Annotated in this window: 19 protein-coding genes; 7 read left to right on the top strand and 12 right to left on the bottom strand. The window is 67.2% G+C overall.

All coding sequences use genetic code 11. From position 1 onward, the window contains the following. Positions 1–40: 40 nt before the first annotated feature. The 3 genes from EV648_RS12045 to EV648_RS43175 all read right to left on the bottom strand — a co-directional run bounded on the left by EV648_RS12045 (position 41) and on the right by EV648_RS43175 (position 1,934). Positions 41–694, bottom strand: a complete 654-nt coding sequence (locus tag EV648_RS12045) for a hypothetical protein (RefSeq protein ID WP_132289249.1) — start codon at positions 692–694, stop codon at positions 41–43. Beyond that, a complete protein-coding gene (locus tag EV648_RS12050; protein WP_158293972.1) occupies positions 678–1,514 on the bottom strand; it encodes a DUF4239 domain-containing protein in 837 nt (278 codons plus the stop codon). The genes EV648_RS12045 and EV648_RS12050 overlap by 17 nt, the downstream gene beginning before the upstream one ends. A gap of 162 nt (positions 1,515–1,676) precedes the next feature. Next, positions 1,677–1,934, bottom strand: a complete 258-nt coding sequence (locus tag EV648_RS43175) for a hypothetical protein (RefSeq protein ID WP_199234560.1) — start codon at positions 1,932–1,934, stop codon at positions 1,677–1,679. Positions 1,935–1,951: 17 nt separating this feature from the next. On the opposite strand from EV648_RS43175, the gene EV648_RS44745 reads away from it, so the two are divergent. After that, entirely contained in the window at positions 1,952–2,077 is a 126-nt protein-coding gene (locus EV648_RS44745) for a hypothetical protein (protein WP_255512843.1), read from the top strand. Between the two features lie 42 nt (positions 2,078–2,119). Here the strand turns inward: EV648_RS44745 and EV648_RS12060 are convergent, their stop codons facing one another. Continuing rightward, positions 2,120–2,824 carry a DUF998 domain-containing protein gene (locus tag EV648_RS12060; protein WP_132289255.1) on the bottom strand — a complete coding sequence of 235 codons (705 nt, stop codon included), beginning with the start codon at positions 2,822–2,824 and terminating at the stop codon, positions 2,120–2,122. Between the two features lie 56 nt (positions 2,825–2,880). Then, on the bottom strand, positions 2,881–4,389 hold the full coding sequence (locus EV648_RS12065; protein WP_132289258.1) for an HD domain-containing phosphohydrolase: 1,509 nt from the start codon (positions 4,387–4,389) through the stop codon (positions 2,881–2,883). Between the two features lie 209 nt (positions 4,390–4,598). Between EV648_RS12065 and EV648_RS12070 the strand changes: the two genes are divergently transcribed. The 3 genes from EV648_RS12070 to bfr all read left to right on the top strand — a co-directional run bounded on the left by EV648_RS12070 (position 4,599) and on the right by bfr (position 5,890). Then, complete coding sequence (locus EV648_RS12070) at positions 4,599–5,129, top strand: DinB family protein (protein ID WP_132289261.1); 531 nt, start codon at positions 4,599–4,601, stop codon at positions 5,127–5,129. Positions 5,130–5,205: 76 nt separating this feature from the next. After that, entirely contained in the window at positions 5,206–5,415 is a 210-nt protein-coding gene (locus EV648_RS12075) for a bacterioferritin-associated ferredoxin (protein ID WP_132289264.1), read from the top strand. Further along, positions 5,402–5,890: a bacterioferritin gene (gene bfr / locus EV648_RS12080; RefSeq protein WP_132289267.1), complete on the top strand. Its 489-nt coding sequence runs from the start codon at positions 5,402–5,404 to the stop codon at positions 5,888–5,890. The genes EV648_RS12075 and bfr overlap by 14 nt, the downstream gene beginning before the upstream one ends. 59 nt (positions 5,891–5,949) lie before the next feature. Here the strand turns inward: bfr and EV648_RS12085 are convergent, their stop codons facing one another. The 3 genes from EV648_RS12085 to EV648_RS12095 all read right to left on the bottom strand — a co-directional run bounded on the left by EV648_RS12085 (position 5,950) and on the right by EV648_RS12095 (position 9,343). Then, positions 5,950–6,306: a YciI family protein gene (locus EV648_RS12085; RefSeq protein ID WP_132289270.1), complete on the bottom strand. Its 357-nt coding sequence runs from the start codon at positions 6,304–6,306 to the stop codon at positions 5,950–5,952. Between the two features lie 333 nt (positions 6,307–6,639). After that, positions 6,640–8,637: a hypothetical protein gene (locus EV648_RS12090; RefSeq protein ID WP_132289273.1), complete on the bottom strand. Its 1,998-nt coding sequence runs from the start codon at positions 8,635–8,637 to the stop codon at positions 6,640–6,642. Between the two features lie 346 nt (positions 8,638–8,983). Continuing rightward, positions 8,984–9,343, bottom strand: coding sequence for a YciI family protein (locus EV648_RS12095; RefSeq protein WP_132289276.1), 360 nt, complete (start codon positions 9,341–9,343; stop codon positions 8,984–8,986). A gap of 304 nt (positions 9,344–9,647) precedes the next feature. Between EV648_RS12095 and EV648_RS12105 the strand changes: the two genes are divergently transcribed. After that, positions 9,648–10,181, top strand: a complete 534-nt coding sequence (locus EV648_RS12105) for a hypothetical protein (protein WP_132289279.1) — start codon at positions 9,648–9,650, stop codon at positions 10,179–10,181. A gap of 215 nt (positions 10,182–10,396) precedes the next feature. Here EV648_RS12105 and EV648_RS12115 read toward each other — a convergent pair whose 3' ends face one another. The 3 genes from EV648_RS12115 to EV648_RS12125 form a co-directional block, all read right to left on the bottom strand. After that, complete coding sequence (locus tag EV648_RS12115) at positions 10,397–10,984, bottom strand: hypothetical protein (RefSeq protein ID WP_132289282.1); 588 nt, start codon at positions 10,982–10,984, stop codon at positions 10,397–10,399. A gap of 322 nt (positions 10,985–11,306) precedes the next feature. Beyond that, on the bottom strand, positions 11,307–11,951 hold the full coding sequence (gene msrA / locus EV648_RS12120) for a peptide-methionine (S)-S-oxide reductase MsrA (RefSeq protein ID WP_132289285.1): 645 nt from the start codon (positions 11,949–11,951) through the stop codon (positions 11,307–11,309). A gap of 87 nt (positions 11,952–12,038) precedes the next feature. Continuing rightward, positions 12,039–13,478 (bottom strand): PLP-dependent aminotransferase family protein, encoded by a 1,440-nt coding sequence (locus EV648_RS12125; RefSeq protein WP_132289288.1) that lies wholly within the window; start codon positions 13,476–13,478, stop codon positions 12,039–12,041. 62 nt (positions 13,479–13,540) lie between these two features. Between EV648_RS12125 and EV648_RS12130 the strand changes: the two genes are divergently transcribed. Continuing rightward, complete coding sequence (locus EV648_RS12130; RefSeq protein WP_132289291.1) at positions 13,541–14,254, top strand: YitT family protein; 714 nt, start codon at positions 13,541–13,543, stop codon at positions 14,252–14,254. Here the strand turns inward: EV648_RS12130 and EV648_RS12135 are convergent. Next, positions 14,196–16,361: an MMPL family transporter gene (locus EV648_RS12135; protein ID WP_132289294.1), complete on the bottom strand. Its 2,166-nt coding sequence runs from the start codon at positions 16,359–16,361 to the stop codon at positions 14,196–14,198. The genes EV648_RS12130 and EV648_RS12135 overlap by 59 nt on opposite strands. 88 nt (positions 16,362–16,449) lie before the next feature. On the opposite strand from EV648_RS12135, the gene EV648_RS12140 reads away from it, so the two are divergent. Beyond that, positions 16,450–17,064: a TetR/AcrR family transcriptional regulator gene (locus tag EV648_RS12140; protein WP_132289297.1), complete on the top strand. Its 615-nt coding sequence runs from the start codon at positions 16,450–16,452 to the stop codon at positions 17,062–17,064. Positions 17,065–17,098: the final 34 nt, after the last annotated feature.

Consider the following 17,098-nt stretch of genomic DNA (forward strand, 5'->3'; position numbering starts at 1 on the left):
ATTGGGGAACCATGTGTGTCTTCCGTCGTATTGGGGGGACTCAGACCTGCAGGCTGACGGGGAAGGTGAAGAGCCAGGCGATGGCCGTGAGGAGCACGATGCAGGCGGTCACGAGCATGAACGTGCGGACGCGGCGACTGGCGATCTTGGTGCTCATACCGGCGAAGAACAGGACCACGCTGTACAGCACAACCGTCAGGACATAGTTGCTGGCTCGCTGGATGTTGCGGCTCACTTCGGCCGCCGATGCCTCGGCCGCCAGGTCCAGCCGATCGGCATCAGCCCGAGCCGCCAGCTGGTAGTCGGGCATCGCGAAGGGCGTCTTCGGCGCGCTCGCGTTCGTGAGGGGTTTGGTCGCGAGCCACGCGTCGAACGCCTTCGCGAACTCTGGGCGGAAGCGGCTCACATAGAAGCCGGCGAGCTCGCTGTCACCGCTGCGGTCCGCATCGGCCCACGCGATGAAGGTGGCGACGTCGACCTGGGTCTGCCCCTCGGCCAGACTGGACGATCGGGCGGCGTCGATCCGGATGGCTCCGGTGCGGCCTGCCGCCTTGGCCTGCTCGCCGTTCCATCGCGTCGCCTGGTAGCTGCTCCACGACGTGGCGACGGCAGCAACCACCAAGAGCACGGCGACGAGCAACTCGTGCCAGCGGTCGAAGCCGGATGCCGGCCGGTTCTCAGTTTGCTCTGCCACTTGAATCACACGGAGGCTTCAGGTCCAGTCCGACGATCTCGAGCTCGGATTCGATCTGGCGGAGGGATCGTTCCATCGCCGTCGGCTGCAGCCTGCCGAAGCCTTCACCGTGCGGGTGGTTGAAGAACACGAGCAGGAGCAGCAACAAGGTGATGACAATGGTCACGCTGCCCATCAGCACGCCTTGTGTCACGGCCCGTTCGCCTCGATCGGCGAAGAACAACATGTACCCGAAGATCACCCCGGAGATCACTGCCAGAACGATCCACAAGGGCGTCGGGATGATTCCCTCCGCCCCATGGACCCGGGCGACCCGCGCCTGCTGACGATCCGCCGTTTGGTCCATCCAGCGGTCGTAGGCCGACTGCTCGGTAGCTGTCTTCGGATCGGTCGCCTTGAGCGTTCGGAACATCTCCGCTCCCCACGGATTGATCGCGTCGCCGAGCGTGCCGTGCTCGAGGGCGCTCCACTCGAGCCCGACGACCGATCGCGCGTAGCAGACGAGCTCGCCGGTCAGTCGCTCAGAAGTGGCCTTCGGCATGTACTGCGCCGTCTCGACCTGCTGCGCCAGGATGGTCGCCTCCGTCTCGGCGCCCGAACGCGACTGGTCATACGAGTCGAACGCGAGAAAGATGATGAACCCGAGGAGCACCGAGAAGCCGGTGGCCAGCACTCCGAAGACACCCGACGCACGGTCACCGTCGCTGAAGTAACTGCCTTCAGGCGCACGTCGCCGTACGACGAGCATCAGCGTGACGGTGATCGCTGCGACAGCTATGACCAACAGCGCGCCGAGGAAGACGTTCACGTCGACCTCCACGAGCCGAGGGTTTCCCGCCGCCTGCCGCCGGTTTGCCTCACCGTAGGGGCCAACCTGCAGAAGCTGCGTCATCCCTCCGGGAGGATTCCGGCGCGATGAGGAAGAGGGCGTCACCCGCAGGTGACACCCTCTGACAGTTGGTGATCTGAGCCTCTGGTCGGGCTAGGCGTCCTGCTTACCGGTCGCGACGGGAGCTCGCAAGACCCCCCAGCCGCGCTCCTGACCGTCCGACAGTACCCGGATCAGCCCGACCCGGATCGGGTCGCTCAGCGCAGCCGTCACCTCGGTGAGGGCGATGTCGGCCTGGCTGGGGTGGTGCGTGGCGGTCAGCCGTCGTGGGGCTGCCTTGAAGGAAACCGCGGAGCACCACCAAGCCATCTCGGCGGCTAGATCGTCAACATCTCGAGCGCCTACGGCCATCGCCCGCACCTCGATGGATGGAAGACGGCCGGGCCATCGAGCAAAGCATCGGCGAGCTCCTGCGTGGGTTCCCCGTCAAGATCGATCACCTGGACCACCTGGCCTCGAAGGTGAGTGACGTCCCGGGCAGCGCTGAGCCGTGACGGAGGAGCAGCGTGGGGGCTGCTCCCCGTCGTAATAGCAGATCAGCGCCGACCGGTTGCGACCCGCAGCAACCTGATCGAGAGGAGGATGCGGCAGGGGAACAGGACGGCGACGACCAGCACTCGCTGGTACAAGCCGGCCCAGTCGTGCAGCGGAGCGTCGTCCGGCATCACGAGTCCGCCGCCTACGAGGAAGCCGACGAAGGCGACGATCCCGGCGGCAAGCGAGTACGTCGCGAGGCTCTGCCACCTTGGGTCATGCGCCACTCGACGCGACACCACGATCAGCCCGACCGCGCTCGTCAGGAAGAACATGAACCCGGCGACGATGTGGCCGCCCGGGTCATACGTCACGCCGGCGGCGTCCTGCCGCAGCGGGAAGATCGCGGCGAGCAGACTGCCGACGCCGCTGAGGAACAGCAACGCGGGGCCGGCGACACCCGCCCGCGATGGCCGCAGGCCGCGGTGCAGTCCCAGTGCGAAGACGATTGTGAGCACGCCGAACACGACGAAGTTGACCTGCTGAATCCATCCGTTGGGTCCAGCCTCCAGCGCGCTGACCGGCTCGGCGAGCGCGTCGTACTCGCTCCTGCGGAAAGCCTCCTGGGCCAAGAACGTCGCCGTGAACAGGACTGGACCGATGATGCCGGCCCAGGCCGGCAAAGAGAGGGACCAGTCGGATCGTTCGTGGAGACGGCCGCCGGCCGACTCTTGGTTTCGCGTGTGCGCGTCCTGCACAGCACTCATGACCGCCTCCGTTCGACGGCATCCGGTCGATCTGCCGGGTGCTCTCGATGGCGACGCTACGGACGGCCGTCGGCTCGAACCATCGGGAGTTCTCCCCATGCGGCGAGACCGTGCTGCATCGCGAACACGGTGGCGGCAGCTCGGGTCGAGATGCCGATCTTGGCGTAGGCGTTCTGGATGTGGCGGTCCGCCGTCTTGGCCGAGATCCCGAGCAGGCGCGCGATTTGCTTTGTCTGCAAGCCGCGAGCGAGTAACCCGACGACCTCGGCCTCTCGCTCGGTCAACCCCGCGGGCCGCGCTACACGGCGGGCCCGATGTCCGGCGGCGTCAAGTACTGCGACCACGCTGTCGGCGTCCAACCGCCCCGCGCGTGCCTCCTGGCCGAGCAGGTCAGCCGCCTGTTCCGGCGTTAGCGCAATCCGGTGCGGACGCTGCTCGGTCATGGCGTGGTACACGTCCGCGGCGGCGAGCAGGCGCGCCGGGGGCGTGAGGGCAGCCGCTGTCGCCCCGCGGTGGTAGCCGGCGCCGTCGAGCCGTTCGTGGTGGAACGTCGCCACTGGCACAAGGGTTGCGAGAAAGGGCGATCGGCACAGGACGCGTTCGGAGTGGTACGCGTGCAGCCTGACCTGCTCCCACTCGTGCGGCGACAATGGCCCGCCCTTCTGCCAGATGAGGATGGAAACAGCGACGCGCCCCACGTCGTGAACGAGCGCGGCCCGCCGAGTCGCCGCCACCTCGCCAGGTGGAAAGCCGCACCGCTGTGCCGCGGCCGCGGTCAGCTCCGCGACACCCGCTGAGTGGCCGACCAGGTACTTCGATGCCAGGTCAGCGAAGTCGCCCATCGCCGCGAGCGCCTGGTCGATCGCCTCGCCATGCAACATCAAATGAGGAGTGGGCTCGGCTGCGAGGACGTCGTCCCACGCAGACCGCTCGTCATCGAGCGCCAGGATGTCGGTCGCCTCATCCGCGAGTAGCGCAGCTATCGCTGGATCGAACGCGCCTTCGGCTCGCTCCCGGACGACACGTGCGGCATGGTCCACGCCACCGATCATTCGGTGCAGAGCGGCGTCGCGAGCCACGTGGATGATCCGTAACGGGAGCGCGATCTCCTCGCCCCGCAGGCCGGTCAGGCCTTTGCCGTCCCAGCGCTCGGTGAAGTGGACGAACAGTTGTCGCACGTCGGGCGACATGCCGAACCGTTCGCTCAGGAGCTGGGCGACCTCGCAAAGCGCGGCGATGTGACGGCGATGCCCCCGAACGGCCATCGGAAGCCGGCCGGCCGCCTGCAGTGCGCGGACAGGCATCGCGCTTTCCGGATCGGCCAACGCGCGCAGTATGCCGGCCATCGTTTGCGCGGGCGTCCCGAACATCACCGGGTTGAAGTTCGCGAGCAGATCGCCCTTGAACAACCCAGCGCTGATCTCGGCGTCCACGGTGCACCCGACATAGAACAGCAGGCATCCGTAGTACGTCTGCGACGCGGTCGCGGAGTCGACCCCCAGCCGATCGGCAAGCCGCATCGCGAACTGAGTGCTCTGCAGGCCGTGCTCGAGCGGAAGCCCCATGCCAAGATCCGTCGCCAGGCACAGTGACCCGATCACCTCAGCGGTCCGAACCTCGTCCTGGCCCCGGCCCGGCTCTCCAACCACAAATCGACCGTACCGCCGCCCGTGCCCACTACGGCGGAATCTGCGCGAGCTCGTGTTCGCAGTACCGTCCAAACTGTTCGTAATAGAGGTCAGAAACTGGCCGCTAAGGCTCTTAGGCTCAGTACATGACAGCGAACGAGCAGAGCTTGACCGGCGAGAGGGCCGACATCCTCGACTTCCTCACCAAGCACCGCTACTTCCTGCGCCACACCGCGGAAGGCCTCTCCGACGAGCAGGCGAACACCCGCAGTACCGTCAGTGCGCTGACGGTCGGCGGCCTGATCAAGCACGTCACCGAAGTCGAGCGGAATTGGGCCGACTTCGCCCAGGTGGGCGGCGGCAAGGACACGCCTGAGGAGATTGAGTACACCCCGGAGCGAATCGCCCAGTGGGAGAACCAGTTCCGCCTCACCGAGGGCGAGACGCTGGCCGGTGTACTGGCCGAGTACGAGAAAGTCGCAGCCGCCACCGACGACCTCGTCCGGACCCTCGACCTCGACACCACCTACGAACTTCCGGCCGCCCCTTGGCAGCCACCCGGCGTCTTCTGGACGGTCCGCCGCGTCTTCCTCCACATCGCCGCCGAAACGGCTCAGCACGCCGGCCACGCCGACATCATCCGAGAAACAATCGACGGCCAGAAAAGCATGGGCTGACCCAGCCAACGTTGGGACGGGGATCACGCTGACACGAACGTGACTGACCCAGGACGGTTAGGGTAGCCTCACCTGCATGATTGTCTGCCACTGCGAGGTCGTCAGCGACCGGGAGGTCCGCGAGAGCATCGACCTCGGCGCTCGCACGCTCGCACAGGTGTGCGGGGCGACCGGGGCGGGGCGGAACTGTGGCGGCTGCGTCTTCTCGTTGAAGCGGTTGTTGTGCCAGCATGGGAGGTCGGTCTCGGCAACCTCGTTCACGGAGGTGGCAAGTGCAACCGGTTAACCCACGCGTCGTCGTACTGCTCAACGAGGCGCTGACACTCGAGCTGACGGTGATCAACGGGTACTTCCTGGAGGCCAGGATGCTCGACAACTGGGGATTCGACCGGCTGGGCAAGGCCTTCTACGACCTGTCCATCGACGAGATGAACGACGCCGACGCGCTGATCAACCGCATCCTGTTGTTCGACGGTCACCCGAACCTGCAGAAGCTCGGTGCCGTGACGGTCGGCGAGGACGCCCAGGAGATGCTCCGGCTGGGCGCTGACGGCGAGCGAGCCGCGGTGGCGCAGTTCAACGCGGCCGCGAAGGAGTGCCACGACCTCGGCGACCACGGCACCGCCGCGGTGTTCGAGGAGATGGTCCGCGACGAGGAGAAGCACGTGGACTGGTTCGAGAGCCAGCTCGACGCGATCGAGCGGGTCGGCGCCCAGCAGTACCTCGCCCAGCAGATCGACCCAGGCAAGTCACCCGGCTGACGGCGGTCAACCACCCGGGCCTGTTGAGCCCGGGTGATCGCCTCGCTCACGACGCCATCTCACTCGATCTCCGGGTCGTACATGAACTTGCGGATGTCTTGCGCACAGCGGCAGGCGGCTGCGTTTTTGGCGGCCCACTCCAGGGCGGCCTCCCGGGTGGGTACATCGACGATCATCACGCCGCCGACGAGCTCTTTGCTCTCCGGGTACGGGCCGTCGGTGACCATCCCGTCAGTGGCCACCAAAGCGTGCTCCACGTCGTCGTCCTCGTAGTCCAGCCCGCCTGCGAAGACGAACACGCCGGCGTCCTTGGCCTCCTGCTCCACCGCGTGGGAGGCCTTGCCCACCTCGGGCCAGTCCTCCTCGGTGAAGTGGTCCATCGCGCCCTTCTCGAACGAGATCAAGTACTTCGGCATCTCATCACTCCTTGTCCCGGCGGCCAGTCTCCGGCCGACTCTCACCCCTGCAACGAACGCCTCACTCCGGATCCGACAGGCTACTGGCAGAATTCTCACGGGATCTCAGCGCTGCGGCTGCTCGGCTATGTATCTTCCGATCGAGTAGGGGTTGGTGCGTCCGGACGTGCCGACGGTGGTGCAGTCCGCTTCGTCCAGATCGCCATAGGAGTGATCAGTCGACTTGGTGCGCGCGGCCTCAGATCAGACCTTGGTGGCAGCGGCGTGCCACGCCTACAGGGCTGCGGACCGGACGAGGCGCCCGGTCCGCAGTCGTTCAGCTCACGGCCCAGTTCACTGACTGAGCTTGGTGAGCCTGGTGTACCAGTTTCCGAGACTGGTGCGCGTGCCTCCGCAGCTTCCGAAATTGGCCAGGGTCGGCGAGGGGAAGTATTCCGCCAATGTGCAGGTCTGGCCGATGTACTCCGACGCCAACCAGATGTTGCCGCCGTCGGTCACGGCGGCGCCGTAGTCACCCCAACGGGTCCGCGGCGGATCCCCGACGAACGCCTTGTACGAGGTGAAACCGTCAGCCGGCCCGAGCCCCGCGGCCGCGACGTGGATCGGCCCCACCGACCCGCTCTCGTCGATGCGGACGTAACCCGCGCTCGGGAAGTTGGTCTCGCCGAGGACCGTGAACGCGATCGCACCCTTGCCGGCCGGGGTGAAGGCGATGGCCGGCATGGTCAGGTTGTTGTTCGCGAGGGCGATGTAACCCTGCTTGGTCACCCGTCCCTCGATCTTGCCGGCGCCGTTGATCTTCGGGCTCACCGCGAACCAGGCGACGCCCGCCTTGAGTTCGCCGTTCACCCTGACCGCAGTACCGGAGGAACCCCACAGGGTGCCGTTGACGTACCAGGTCTGCTGCATCCGGGAATCCAGCGAGTCCGGCGTGGACTCCACCTCGTCGTGCGCGGGCTCGTCCTCGGGCAGGAAGAACGCCTGCCAGCACCCCGGACCGAACGGTGTCGGCATCGTCGTGTCGTTGATGCACTCGCCGAGCGGGATGTCGCCCGGCTTCTGGTCCGACTTCGGCGGGAACACGTACGTCTGGCTGTTCGTCAGCCGGCTCGTGATGCCGAGGTCCGGAGACGCGGTGTCCAGCGACGCGGTGTTGGTGATCGCCCAGATGCCCAGCCGGCGCGCGGTACCGGTCGGGTTGCCGGTCTCGCTGCCGTCACCGGCGATCGTGCTCAGCGCGTACTCCGTGCCGTTCCGCTCGCTGGAGTACTCCCCGGCCGGCGAGTTGGCCGGCCAGACGGTGAAGCCCGGCGAGCCGTCGACGGCGAGGTTCTCTATCAGGGTCAGGTTGACACTGGCCGGGTGGCCGGCGAGCTGTGCCTTCGAGAACGCGAAGATCTGCGCGGCGTTGAAGTTCGGCCCGAACAGGTCGTACTCGTTGGTCGACACGTACACGCCGTTGGCATCCTGACCGATGTGCGGGTAGTCCTGGAAGCACGGGCCGTGGACGACACCGTCGACGGTGCAGCCGTGGTCGGGCGTGCCGTCGGTCCCGTCGTTCTGCGCCGGGACGTGGTAGATGGTCCAGGTTCCGAGCGGGCTGCTGGTGTTCGACACCGCGAGGTCGATCGTGTTCTTGCCGGTGAAGTCGCCGTTCGGCAGGCTGCCCAAGGTGGTGAGGACCACCATGAAGCGCTGGTTGTCCGGGTCGTACAAGCACACCGGATCGATGACCTGCGGACCGATCACGCCGGTCGTGCGGTTGACCGCGGCCGGGTAGCCGAAGAACGTGTTGAGGTCCTGGACCCCGCTCAGCGCGGCGGCGTTCGCGGAGCTGCGGACCCGCAGCACGCTGTTGACCGCCTCGACGACGAACCCGCTGCCGACACACAGCGCCTGGTCGGGCGGCTCGAGCGAGAACTGGTTGCCGCCGTTGGCGAGGCGCTGGTCGCGGTGGGTCAGGCCGTTCACGCTCGCCTGGACATCCGGGTTGGAGCCGGCCACGGCGCTGGACGCGACGACCGGTGCGTCGAGCGGCTTCTTCGGGAACTTGCCGTTCTTGAACCCCGGGCGCGGACGGGTGAACTGACCGGCCTCGCCGTCGCCTTCCTCCTCTTCCCGGCCGCCGGGCCGCAGCTCCGGTTGCTGGAGACCGTCCACGCCGAACGGACGCGTCTGGATGCTCGTCGTTCCGCCGCTGGGGATCGCGCGCGTACCTCCGGCGGCCGCACCCAACGAGGTTGTCGGGGTGATCAGGCCGGCGGAGATGATCAGGGACGCAGTTGCCAGGCCCAGCGCTCTGCGGCGGGTCATCTGAGAGGTGAACTTCATGGGTTGCCTCCATGCTGGTCGCGTGCCACTGGAGTGACGACCGAACGTCAGCATGTCGGCACCCGCAGTGCAGTGGTCGGCCTACCGCACCCCGAGTTGCCCGTTCGCCAAGCTTCACCAGCCATTTGAGACCTGAAATGTGGCGGAGCGCAAGAACCCGGAACCTTTCAGGGACCGGCGGCGCCATCGGCCGGCCCACGGCATGCCGCTCCGGTCCAGGAGGCGCTCAAATACGCCTGATGCCCCTGAGCTCAGAGAGTCCAGGGGCCATCGCGGTGCACCCGTCAGGCGTCAGCCCGGGAAAGGTACCCCTGTGTTGTTGCTGTCGCACCTGTAGCCGTTGGGGTCAGTCTTCCTGCTCCGGGTCGAACATGAACTTGCGGACGTCCTGAGCACAGCGGCAGGCGACCGCGTTCTTCGCGGCCCACTCCAACGCGGCCTCGCGGGTGGGTACGTCGACGATCATCCCGCCGCCGATGAGCTCCTTGCTCTCCGGGAAGGGGCCGTCGGTGATCGTCCCGTCGGTCTCCACCACGGCGTGCTCCACGTCGTCGTCGTCGTACCTCAGCCCGCCGCCGAAGATGAACACGCCGGCGTCCTTGGCCTCCTGGACCACCGCGTGGGCAGCCTTGCCCACGTCGGCAAAGTCCTCATCGGGGATGTGGGCCATCGCGCCCTTCTCGAACGAGATCAGGTATCGCGGCATCTCATCACTCCTTGTCCCGGGCAGCCTCCTTCGGCCACCTCTCACCCGTACTACGAACGCCGCGCGCCGGATCCGACAGGCTACCGACAGAAGTTCTCAACGGACCTCCGCCAGGCGCAGTCGAGCGTCGGTACCTGGCCTAGCGACCAGTACGGGTGGGGCTATGCGTCTGCCGGGAACGGTACGCCGGTGTTGCTGTGGCACCTGTAGCCGTTGGGGTTCTTGTCGAGGTACTGCTGGTGGGAGCGATACCAAGAAGGCGATAGAACACGACAGGGGGCTACCTCTGGTGGATGATCACCATGTGCGTACAGAGCAACCCGAACTCACCTGGTGGGTTTCAGCTGTGATGGGCGGCGTCTTGTTCGGGGTGGTGATGGGGGCGTTCACCAAGCTCGACGGGTCGAGTTGGACCGCGGCCGGCGTGGGCGCGCTTGTCACTGGCGTTCCGTTCGGGCTGGTGGCGGGTTGGTGGAGTGCCAGGTGGCAACGAGGGATGAAGGACGCTGAGGGCGGTCTGCCGGCCGACAAGGTCCGCCTGGCTCATCGCGCCGTAATGGGCGGCGCTGTACCTAAGGACGAAGAGGTCCGATCGGCGGCGCTGCGCATCGCTTCCACATACCTGGCGGACTACACCGGACGGACTCGCAGGCTGTCCATCCTCGTGATGGTGTTTCTGTTGATCGGCACTGTCACTGGGGCTGTCAGCGAGTCGCCATGGGCATTGCTGGGTGCACTGGTTCCCGCCGTCCTCCTGTACACCCAGTGGTACTGGCCACGACGGCTCCGCCGCCGCATTAGATCGCTCACCCCAGCACCGACAGAGACCACTCAGTAGGTCACGCCTTCCGCCCGCGAGAGCCGCTAGGTGCGACCCTCGCGTCACCGCAGCGGATCAGCCGTCGGCAGGGAAGGGTACGCCGGTGGTGCTGTGGCATCTGTAGCCGTTCGGGACCTTCCGCAAATACTGCTGGTGGTAGCGATGATGGCGAGGCGATAGAACGCGTCGGGTTACTGCGCTATGTAGATGAACATCAGGCGACCCGGGCACGGCTACACGCCCTGACCGGTGGACTTCTCGAACCGCACACGGTCGGCAGTGCCGACGGCCGTCGTCTCATCGATGTACTGCCGGGTTGACCGGGTGAGGAATCGGAGATCGGCGTTCTTGATCTCCCGGTACGCCGCCGGCGTTTCGCCGGTGCGGTCGGCTGCACCTCCGTTGCGGATCCAGTCGGCCACGGCGTTGCCCTGGTCCCGGACGGAGTTCCACCGCCCGCGGGTCATCGGTCCCATGCCTGCCTCGATCGTCGCAACCACCTCCGGTGGCGTCTCCGGCCAAGAGCACCAGTTGCTCACCACTTCGACCAGGCCCAGCGTGAGCGCGTGGTCGAGCTTGGCACTGGGCTCGTGGTCGAGATTGGCACCCGCCAGGGCCTCTTCGGTGATGGCGAGGGCGGTCACCACCGGAGCCGCGTCACCCTGCTCAATCGCTGGACACAGCCGATGCTGGGCGAGGTGCCCGAGTTGCAAGTACGACGTGGGGGCGTCGGCGAGGGACGGCCGGAACCACCGCAGCCTCTTGGACAGGCGTCGGAGTGCGTCTTCGGTGGGGTCGGTCGGGCGGCGAAAGATGCTCACCGGCCAACCTTATGGCGCAACACTCGGTGCGGTCGTGATGGCCGCCGGCAAGCTACTGCACTCAGCCTCCAAGGGCCGGGAAGGCCGTCGCCCGGAAGGCCGCGGTCAAGCGGAACCGGTTCATCACGCTCAGCGACGGGCCAAGTCGGTGTGAACGGTTGACTGGAAGCCAAAGCACGTGGGGACAGTCGGCGTGGATCCCTGCACCGGATCCTCGTCCACGTCCTCGAACAGGCAGCGAGAACAGCGCAGTCGAGAACCACCGGACTCTGACGACCGAGGGCACCACCGCGAAGGGGTGCCCTCAGTCTTCAGTCTGCTGTTATGCGTCTGCCGGGAACGGGACGCCGGTGTTGCTGTGGCACCGATACCCGTTAGGGACCTTCCGCAAATACTGCTGGTGGTAGCCCTCGGCGTAGTAGAAGGTGCCGACGGGGGCGATCTCGGTGGTGATGTCGCCGTAGCCGAGGGGCTTGATGACCGGGGCGTAGAGGTCGCGGGTGCGCTCGGCCTCGGCCTTCTGCTCATCGGTGGTGTAGTAGATCGCCGAACGGTACTGGGAGCCCAGGTCGTTGCCCTGGCGCATGCCCTGTGTCGGGTCGTGCGTCTCCCAGAAGACCTTCAGCAGGTCGGTGAAGGTGGTCTTGGTCGGGTCGTAGACAACCCGGACGGCCTCGGTGTGACCCGTGCCCCCGCTGCAGACCTCCTCGTACGACGGGTACGGCGTATACCCGCCCGCGTAGCCGACCGCGGTGGTGTAGACCCCCGGCTGCTGCCAGAAGATCTCCTCGGTGCCCCAGAAACAGCCGGTACCGAACCACACCTCGGCGAACCCCTCGGGGGCGGGTGCGGTCTGCGGCGTACCGAGCACGATGTTCTCCGCCGGTACGGCGAATCCGGGCTGGGGCCGGCCGGGCAGGGCGGCCTCGGGCTCGACCAGGGCTGTCTTGCGGTTGAAGAACGACATCTCACGCCTCTCGCAGAATGACTCTCATAGTGTCCCAACGCGACGCCGCGGGTGAACCTTCCCCCGGCCGATTACGGGGCGTTTACGTCAAGCGATCATCGCGGCGGTACGGCGAGCAGGCGGCCCCGCGGCAAGTGACCCGTACGACAGAGCCAGACGCTGTACTGCGTCACGCAGCGTGTCCGGGTCCAGGGTGAAAGGCAGCCGCAGGAAGGACTCCAAACCACCATCGGGCGAGAACCGTGACCCAGCGACCACCAGTACTCCGTTCCGCTGCGCCACCCCGACCAAGCTGGACCCCACCGGCTCGGGCAACTCGCACCACAGGGACAACCCGCCGCCGGGAAGCTCGAACCGCCACGACGGCAACGCAGTACGGAGTGCGGAAGCCAGCGCGTCCCGACGCACCGCCAGATCGGCTCGGCGCTCGGGCAGGATCTCGGAACGAGAAAGCAGCAACCGTGAGACGACGAGCTGCTCGAGGACGGGAGCACCGAGGTCCATCGAGGCGCGGGCGTCGAGGATGCGCGCGACCAGGGTTTCCGGGACCCGCAGCCACCCGATCCGCAGACCGCCCCAGAACGACTTGCTCACCGACCCGACCGTGATCACCCCGCTCGGGTCGAACAGCGCGAACGGCGGCGGCGTCTCCTGACCGTCGAGCGACAGCTCGAACAGGGTCTCGTCGATGATCGCGGTGGTCCGGCTGCGGGCGAAGGCGATCGCGAGCCGCTGGCGGTCGGCGGCGGACATCAACCACCCGGTCGGGTTCTGGAAATCCACCACCAGCCAGGCGGCTCGCGGCGCCGACTGCCGGATCGTTGCCTCCAGCAAAGGAAGGTCCCAGCCGTTCGGGCTCATCGGGGCGGCGACCACGCGGCAGCCGCTGCGCCGGATCGCGTCGACCGAGTTCGGGTGGGTCGGGCTCTCGGTCAGCACCCGGTCGCCGATCTGCGTCATCGCCCGGATCGCGATCGAGGTCGCAGCCAGCGCGCCGGCGGTGACGATGATCTGGTCCGGCGAGGTCGGCAACCCTCTTGCCTGGTAAGACGCAGCGATCTGCTCGCGAAGCTGCGGCAGCCCTTGCGGGTGGTAACCAGGCGTCGCCAGGTGCCGGGGGAGATCCTCCATCGCCTCGGCGACCGCAGTACTGATCCCCGGTACTGCGGGCGACGCGGCGCAGGTGAAGTCGTAGAGCCCGTCGGTGTCGATCCCCGGCGCGTGGTGGCGCCCGAGCTCGGGCTCGACCTTGGACGGCAGCGAGGTGACGCTCCCGGAACCACGCCGACTGGTCAGGTACCCGCGGTCGCGCAGTTCCCGGTACGCCGAGGCGACCGTGGTACGGCTGACCCCGAGCGCGTCGGTCAACTCGCGCTCACTGGGCAGCCGTGCGCCCGGCATGATCCGCCCGTCCGCGATCAGCAGCCGGAGCCGGTCGGCCAGCGCGCGGTACGCCGGTCCGGCCGTGTCGGACCAGGTGCCGAGCAGACCGCTCAAGGTGCTCGCGGGGAGATGTTGCCCTGTCATGCAGTCCACTATTGCTCAATTGGCTATCGAGCACCAGGCCAATCAGTCGCAGACTGGGACGTGTGACTGCCACTTCTGAAGCCATGCCCGCCCAGCGCAGGCAGTTGGCCGCCCTGAACCCGATCCAGCAACTGCAGGCTGGCCAACTCCCGCGCCGCCTGGTCCAGCTCTACCTGGGACTGTTCCTGTACGGCGCCTCGATGGGTCTGATGATCCAGGGCAACCTCGGCCTGGACCCCTGGGACGTCCTGCACTCCGGCATCACCAAGCACCTGGACGTCAGCTTCGGTACGGTCGTGATCGCGATGAGCTTCGTGGTGCTGCTCGCGTGGATCCCGCTGCGGCAGTGGCCCGGCCTCGGCACGATCAGCAACGCCATCGTGATCGGCCTGGTCACCGACCTGACGCTGAACACCGTCGCCCGGCCGGACGAGCTGTGGCTGCGAGCGGTCTTCATGGTCGCCGGGATCGTGGTGAACGGCCTGGCCGGCGCGATGTACATCGGCGCCCAGTTCGGGCCCGGTCCGCGCGACGGCCTGATGACAGGACTCGTACGGCGGACCGGGCTCAGCGTGCGACTGGTCCGTACGACGATCGAGGTGATCGTGCTCGGGATCGGCTGGCTGCTAGGTGGTGTCGTCGGCCTCGGGACAGTCGCCTACGCGTTGGCGATCGGACCGATAGTTCACCTCCTGCTGCCGCTGTTCACGGTGAAGCTCAGCGTGCCAGCGGTTCCAACTCCTTCTCCTCGGCCTCAGGAGCAGCCTGAAGCTTGAGTTTGCGCGGCCACCAGGCGCGTGGACCGAGCAGCGCGATGACGCTCGGCACCAGGAAGATCGACATCACGAACGCGGAGATCGCGATCCCCGCGGCGACCGAGAAGCCCATCTCCGTGAGCAGCGCCATCCCGGCGAGCATCAGCGACGAGAACGTGCCCGCCAGGATCAACCCGGCCGCAGCCACCGACGGCCCGCCGTGCTCGATCGCCAGGTCCGCTGCCTCCCGTGGACTCGTACCGCGTTCGGCCTCCTCCCGCAGCCGGGCGATCATCAGGATGTTGTAGTCGGTGCCGATGGCAACGACGAACAGATAGAGCATGATCGGCAGCGAGAACGTCACGCCGGCGTGCCCGGCCGCGCCCTGGAAAACCAGCACCGTCGCGCCGGTGGTGCTGAAGAAGCTGAGCACCACCGCGACCATCAGCAGCAACGGCGCCAGCAGGCTCCGCAGCAACAGCGCCAGGATGATCGCGATCAACCCGCCCGCGACCGGGAAGATCACCGACAGGTCGCGGCTGTTGGCGTCCCGGATGTCGGTGTAGCTCGCGCTGACCCCTCCGAGCAGCGCGGTCGTACCGGCAGGAGCCTCGGCGTGCGCGGCGTCCCGGAGCGCGCCATCGACCAGATCCAGCGCCGACTTCGCGTACGGCGGGTCCGCCAGTACGACGTTGATCTGCGCGACGGTCTTGTCCGGATTGAGCAGTGCCAGTGATCCGTCGGGGGCGGCCGGGAGGACCGAACCGACGCCGTTCACCTTCGCCAGTTTCCCGGCGTACGACTGGAGCTCGGCGGGGTTCAGCGGCGTACCGTCAGTGCTCCGGAGGTAGACAGTGGTCGGGTTGAGCGCGCCGGCCGGGAAGCCTGCCTGCAGGTCCTTGACGGCGCGAGCGGACTCCGTGTCCTTCGGGAGTTGGCTGAAGGCGTCGTAGTCGACCTTCATCCCGAGCGCGCCGAGCGCCAGGGCGACCATCAGGCCACCCGAGATCAACGCGACCACGGCTGGACGACGGGCGGTGAATCGGCCGAACCGCTTGAACATCGCGCCCTTCGGCGTCTTCTGCCAGGACTTCGACGGCCAGAACACCTTCGGGCCGAGTAGCGACACGACGGCCGGGATCAGCGTGATCGCGGCGAAGGCCATCACCGCGACGGCGATCGCGAGGCCTGGACCGAGGCTCTTGAAGCCGCCGAACACAGCCAGCAGCAACGCGCTGAAGGCCACCACGATGGCGCCGGCGGCCGACACGATCACCTCGGACACGCGGGCCGTCGCGGAGACCAGCGCCGCCTTCGGCTGCTCGCCGGCGCGGAGGCGTTCGCGGTACCGGAACAGCAGGAACAGGATGTAGTCCGTGCCGACCCCGTAGAGCACCACGGTCAGGATGGTCTGCAGATCCTGCGTCACCTGCAGGTCGAACGCCTTCGCCGCCAGCGCGATCAGGCCGGGCGCGATCGCGCTGACCAGGCCGACTGTGAGGATCGGCAGGAACGCGGCGACCGGGCTGCGGTAGATGAACAGCAGCAACCCGATGATCAGCACGACGGTGGCGATACCGACCACCACGAAGGCGTTGTTGAAGGCGTCCTGGTTGTCGAGGAAGAGCGCGGCGTCACCGGTCACGCCGTACTGGAGTCTGCTGTCGGCAACGGCTGGTCCGGTCAGGTCTCGGACGTGCTGCACCGCGTCGAGCACGGCCTGGTCGTCCGGCAGTCCCTTCAGCCCGACGCTGATCAACTGGACCTGCTTGTTGGGGGAGACCGCCTGCGGACCGGTCACGGCGCCGGTGACCCGATCGATCTTCGCGGCGGTGATCTTGCTCGCGAGGTCGGCGGCCTTCGCCTGGTCGGCCGCGGTCAGCGCGCCGCCGTCGCCCCGCTTGATCACGATGCTCGCGGTCGCGTCGTTGGTCTGGCCGAACGCGTCGGCGGCCAGTTTCTGCGCCTGGACCGACTCGTAGGAGTCAGGCAGGAAGCTCGCCTGGTCCTTGTTGGTGACATCCGCGAGCGACGGCGCGAACGCGACCACGGCGATGGCCGCGATCACCCACGCGGCGATCACCTTCCAGGGATTGTGGACGACGAATCGTCCGAGCTTGGTGAACACGGGACCCCTCCTGATTCACTGTCTACCTGCCGGTCGGTAGGTAGACTACCTGCCGCCCGGTAGGCAAGAGAAGTGAGAAGGTGGTGACGTGCAGCACGCGACGAGTCCCCGCGACGGGACCAGAGACCGGACCCGGGACACCAAGTCCGAGATCCACCAGGCGGCGCTCGAGCTGTTCTCCAGTCGCGGCTACGAGAAGACGAGCCTGCGCGAGATCGCCGAACAGGTCGGCATCACCAAGGCGTCGCTGTACTACCACTACTCGTCCAAGCAGGACCTGCTGAAGGCGATCATCGGCACCTTCCTGGACGACATCCAGCAGGTGCTGTCGCTCGTCGACCAGGTGGAGTGGTCGCCCGAGTCCGAGCGCGAACTGCTCGGCGCCTACCTCGATGTGGTGATCAAGCACCGCGCGACAGGCCCGACCGTACTGCGGGACGTGGCGGCCGTGCTCGCGGCCTTCGGCGAGGACCTGGAAACGCTGATCGACCGCAGTCGAAACTTCCAGCTCTGGTTGGCGGGCCCCAACCCCACAGCCAAGGACCGAGTCCTCGCGGCAGCGTCGGTCGAGGTCATCGGCGCCGCCCTGGCCGCCGGCACCGACCAGACCGAGCTCAGCGACGCCGAACTCCGAACAGTCCTCCTCGACGCCGCCACCGCAGTCCTAGCCCGCCGCTCCACCCCCACCGAGTCCAAGCTCTAGCAGGCACCTGAACACAGCGACGCCGCCAAGGGAT

Origin of the sequence: Kribbella sp. VKM Ac-2568 (genome assembly GCF_004345365.1) — a bacterium.
Taxonomy (GTDB): domain Bacteria; phylum Actinomycetota; class Actinomycetes; order Propionibacteriales; family Kribbellaceae; genus Kribbella; species Kribbella orskensis.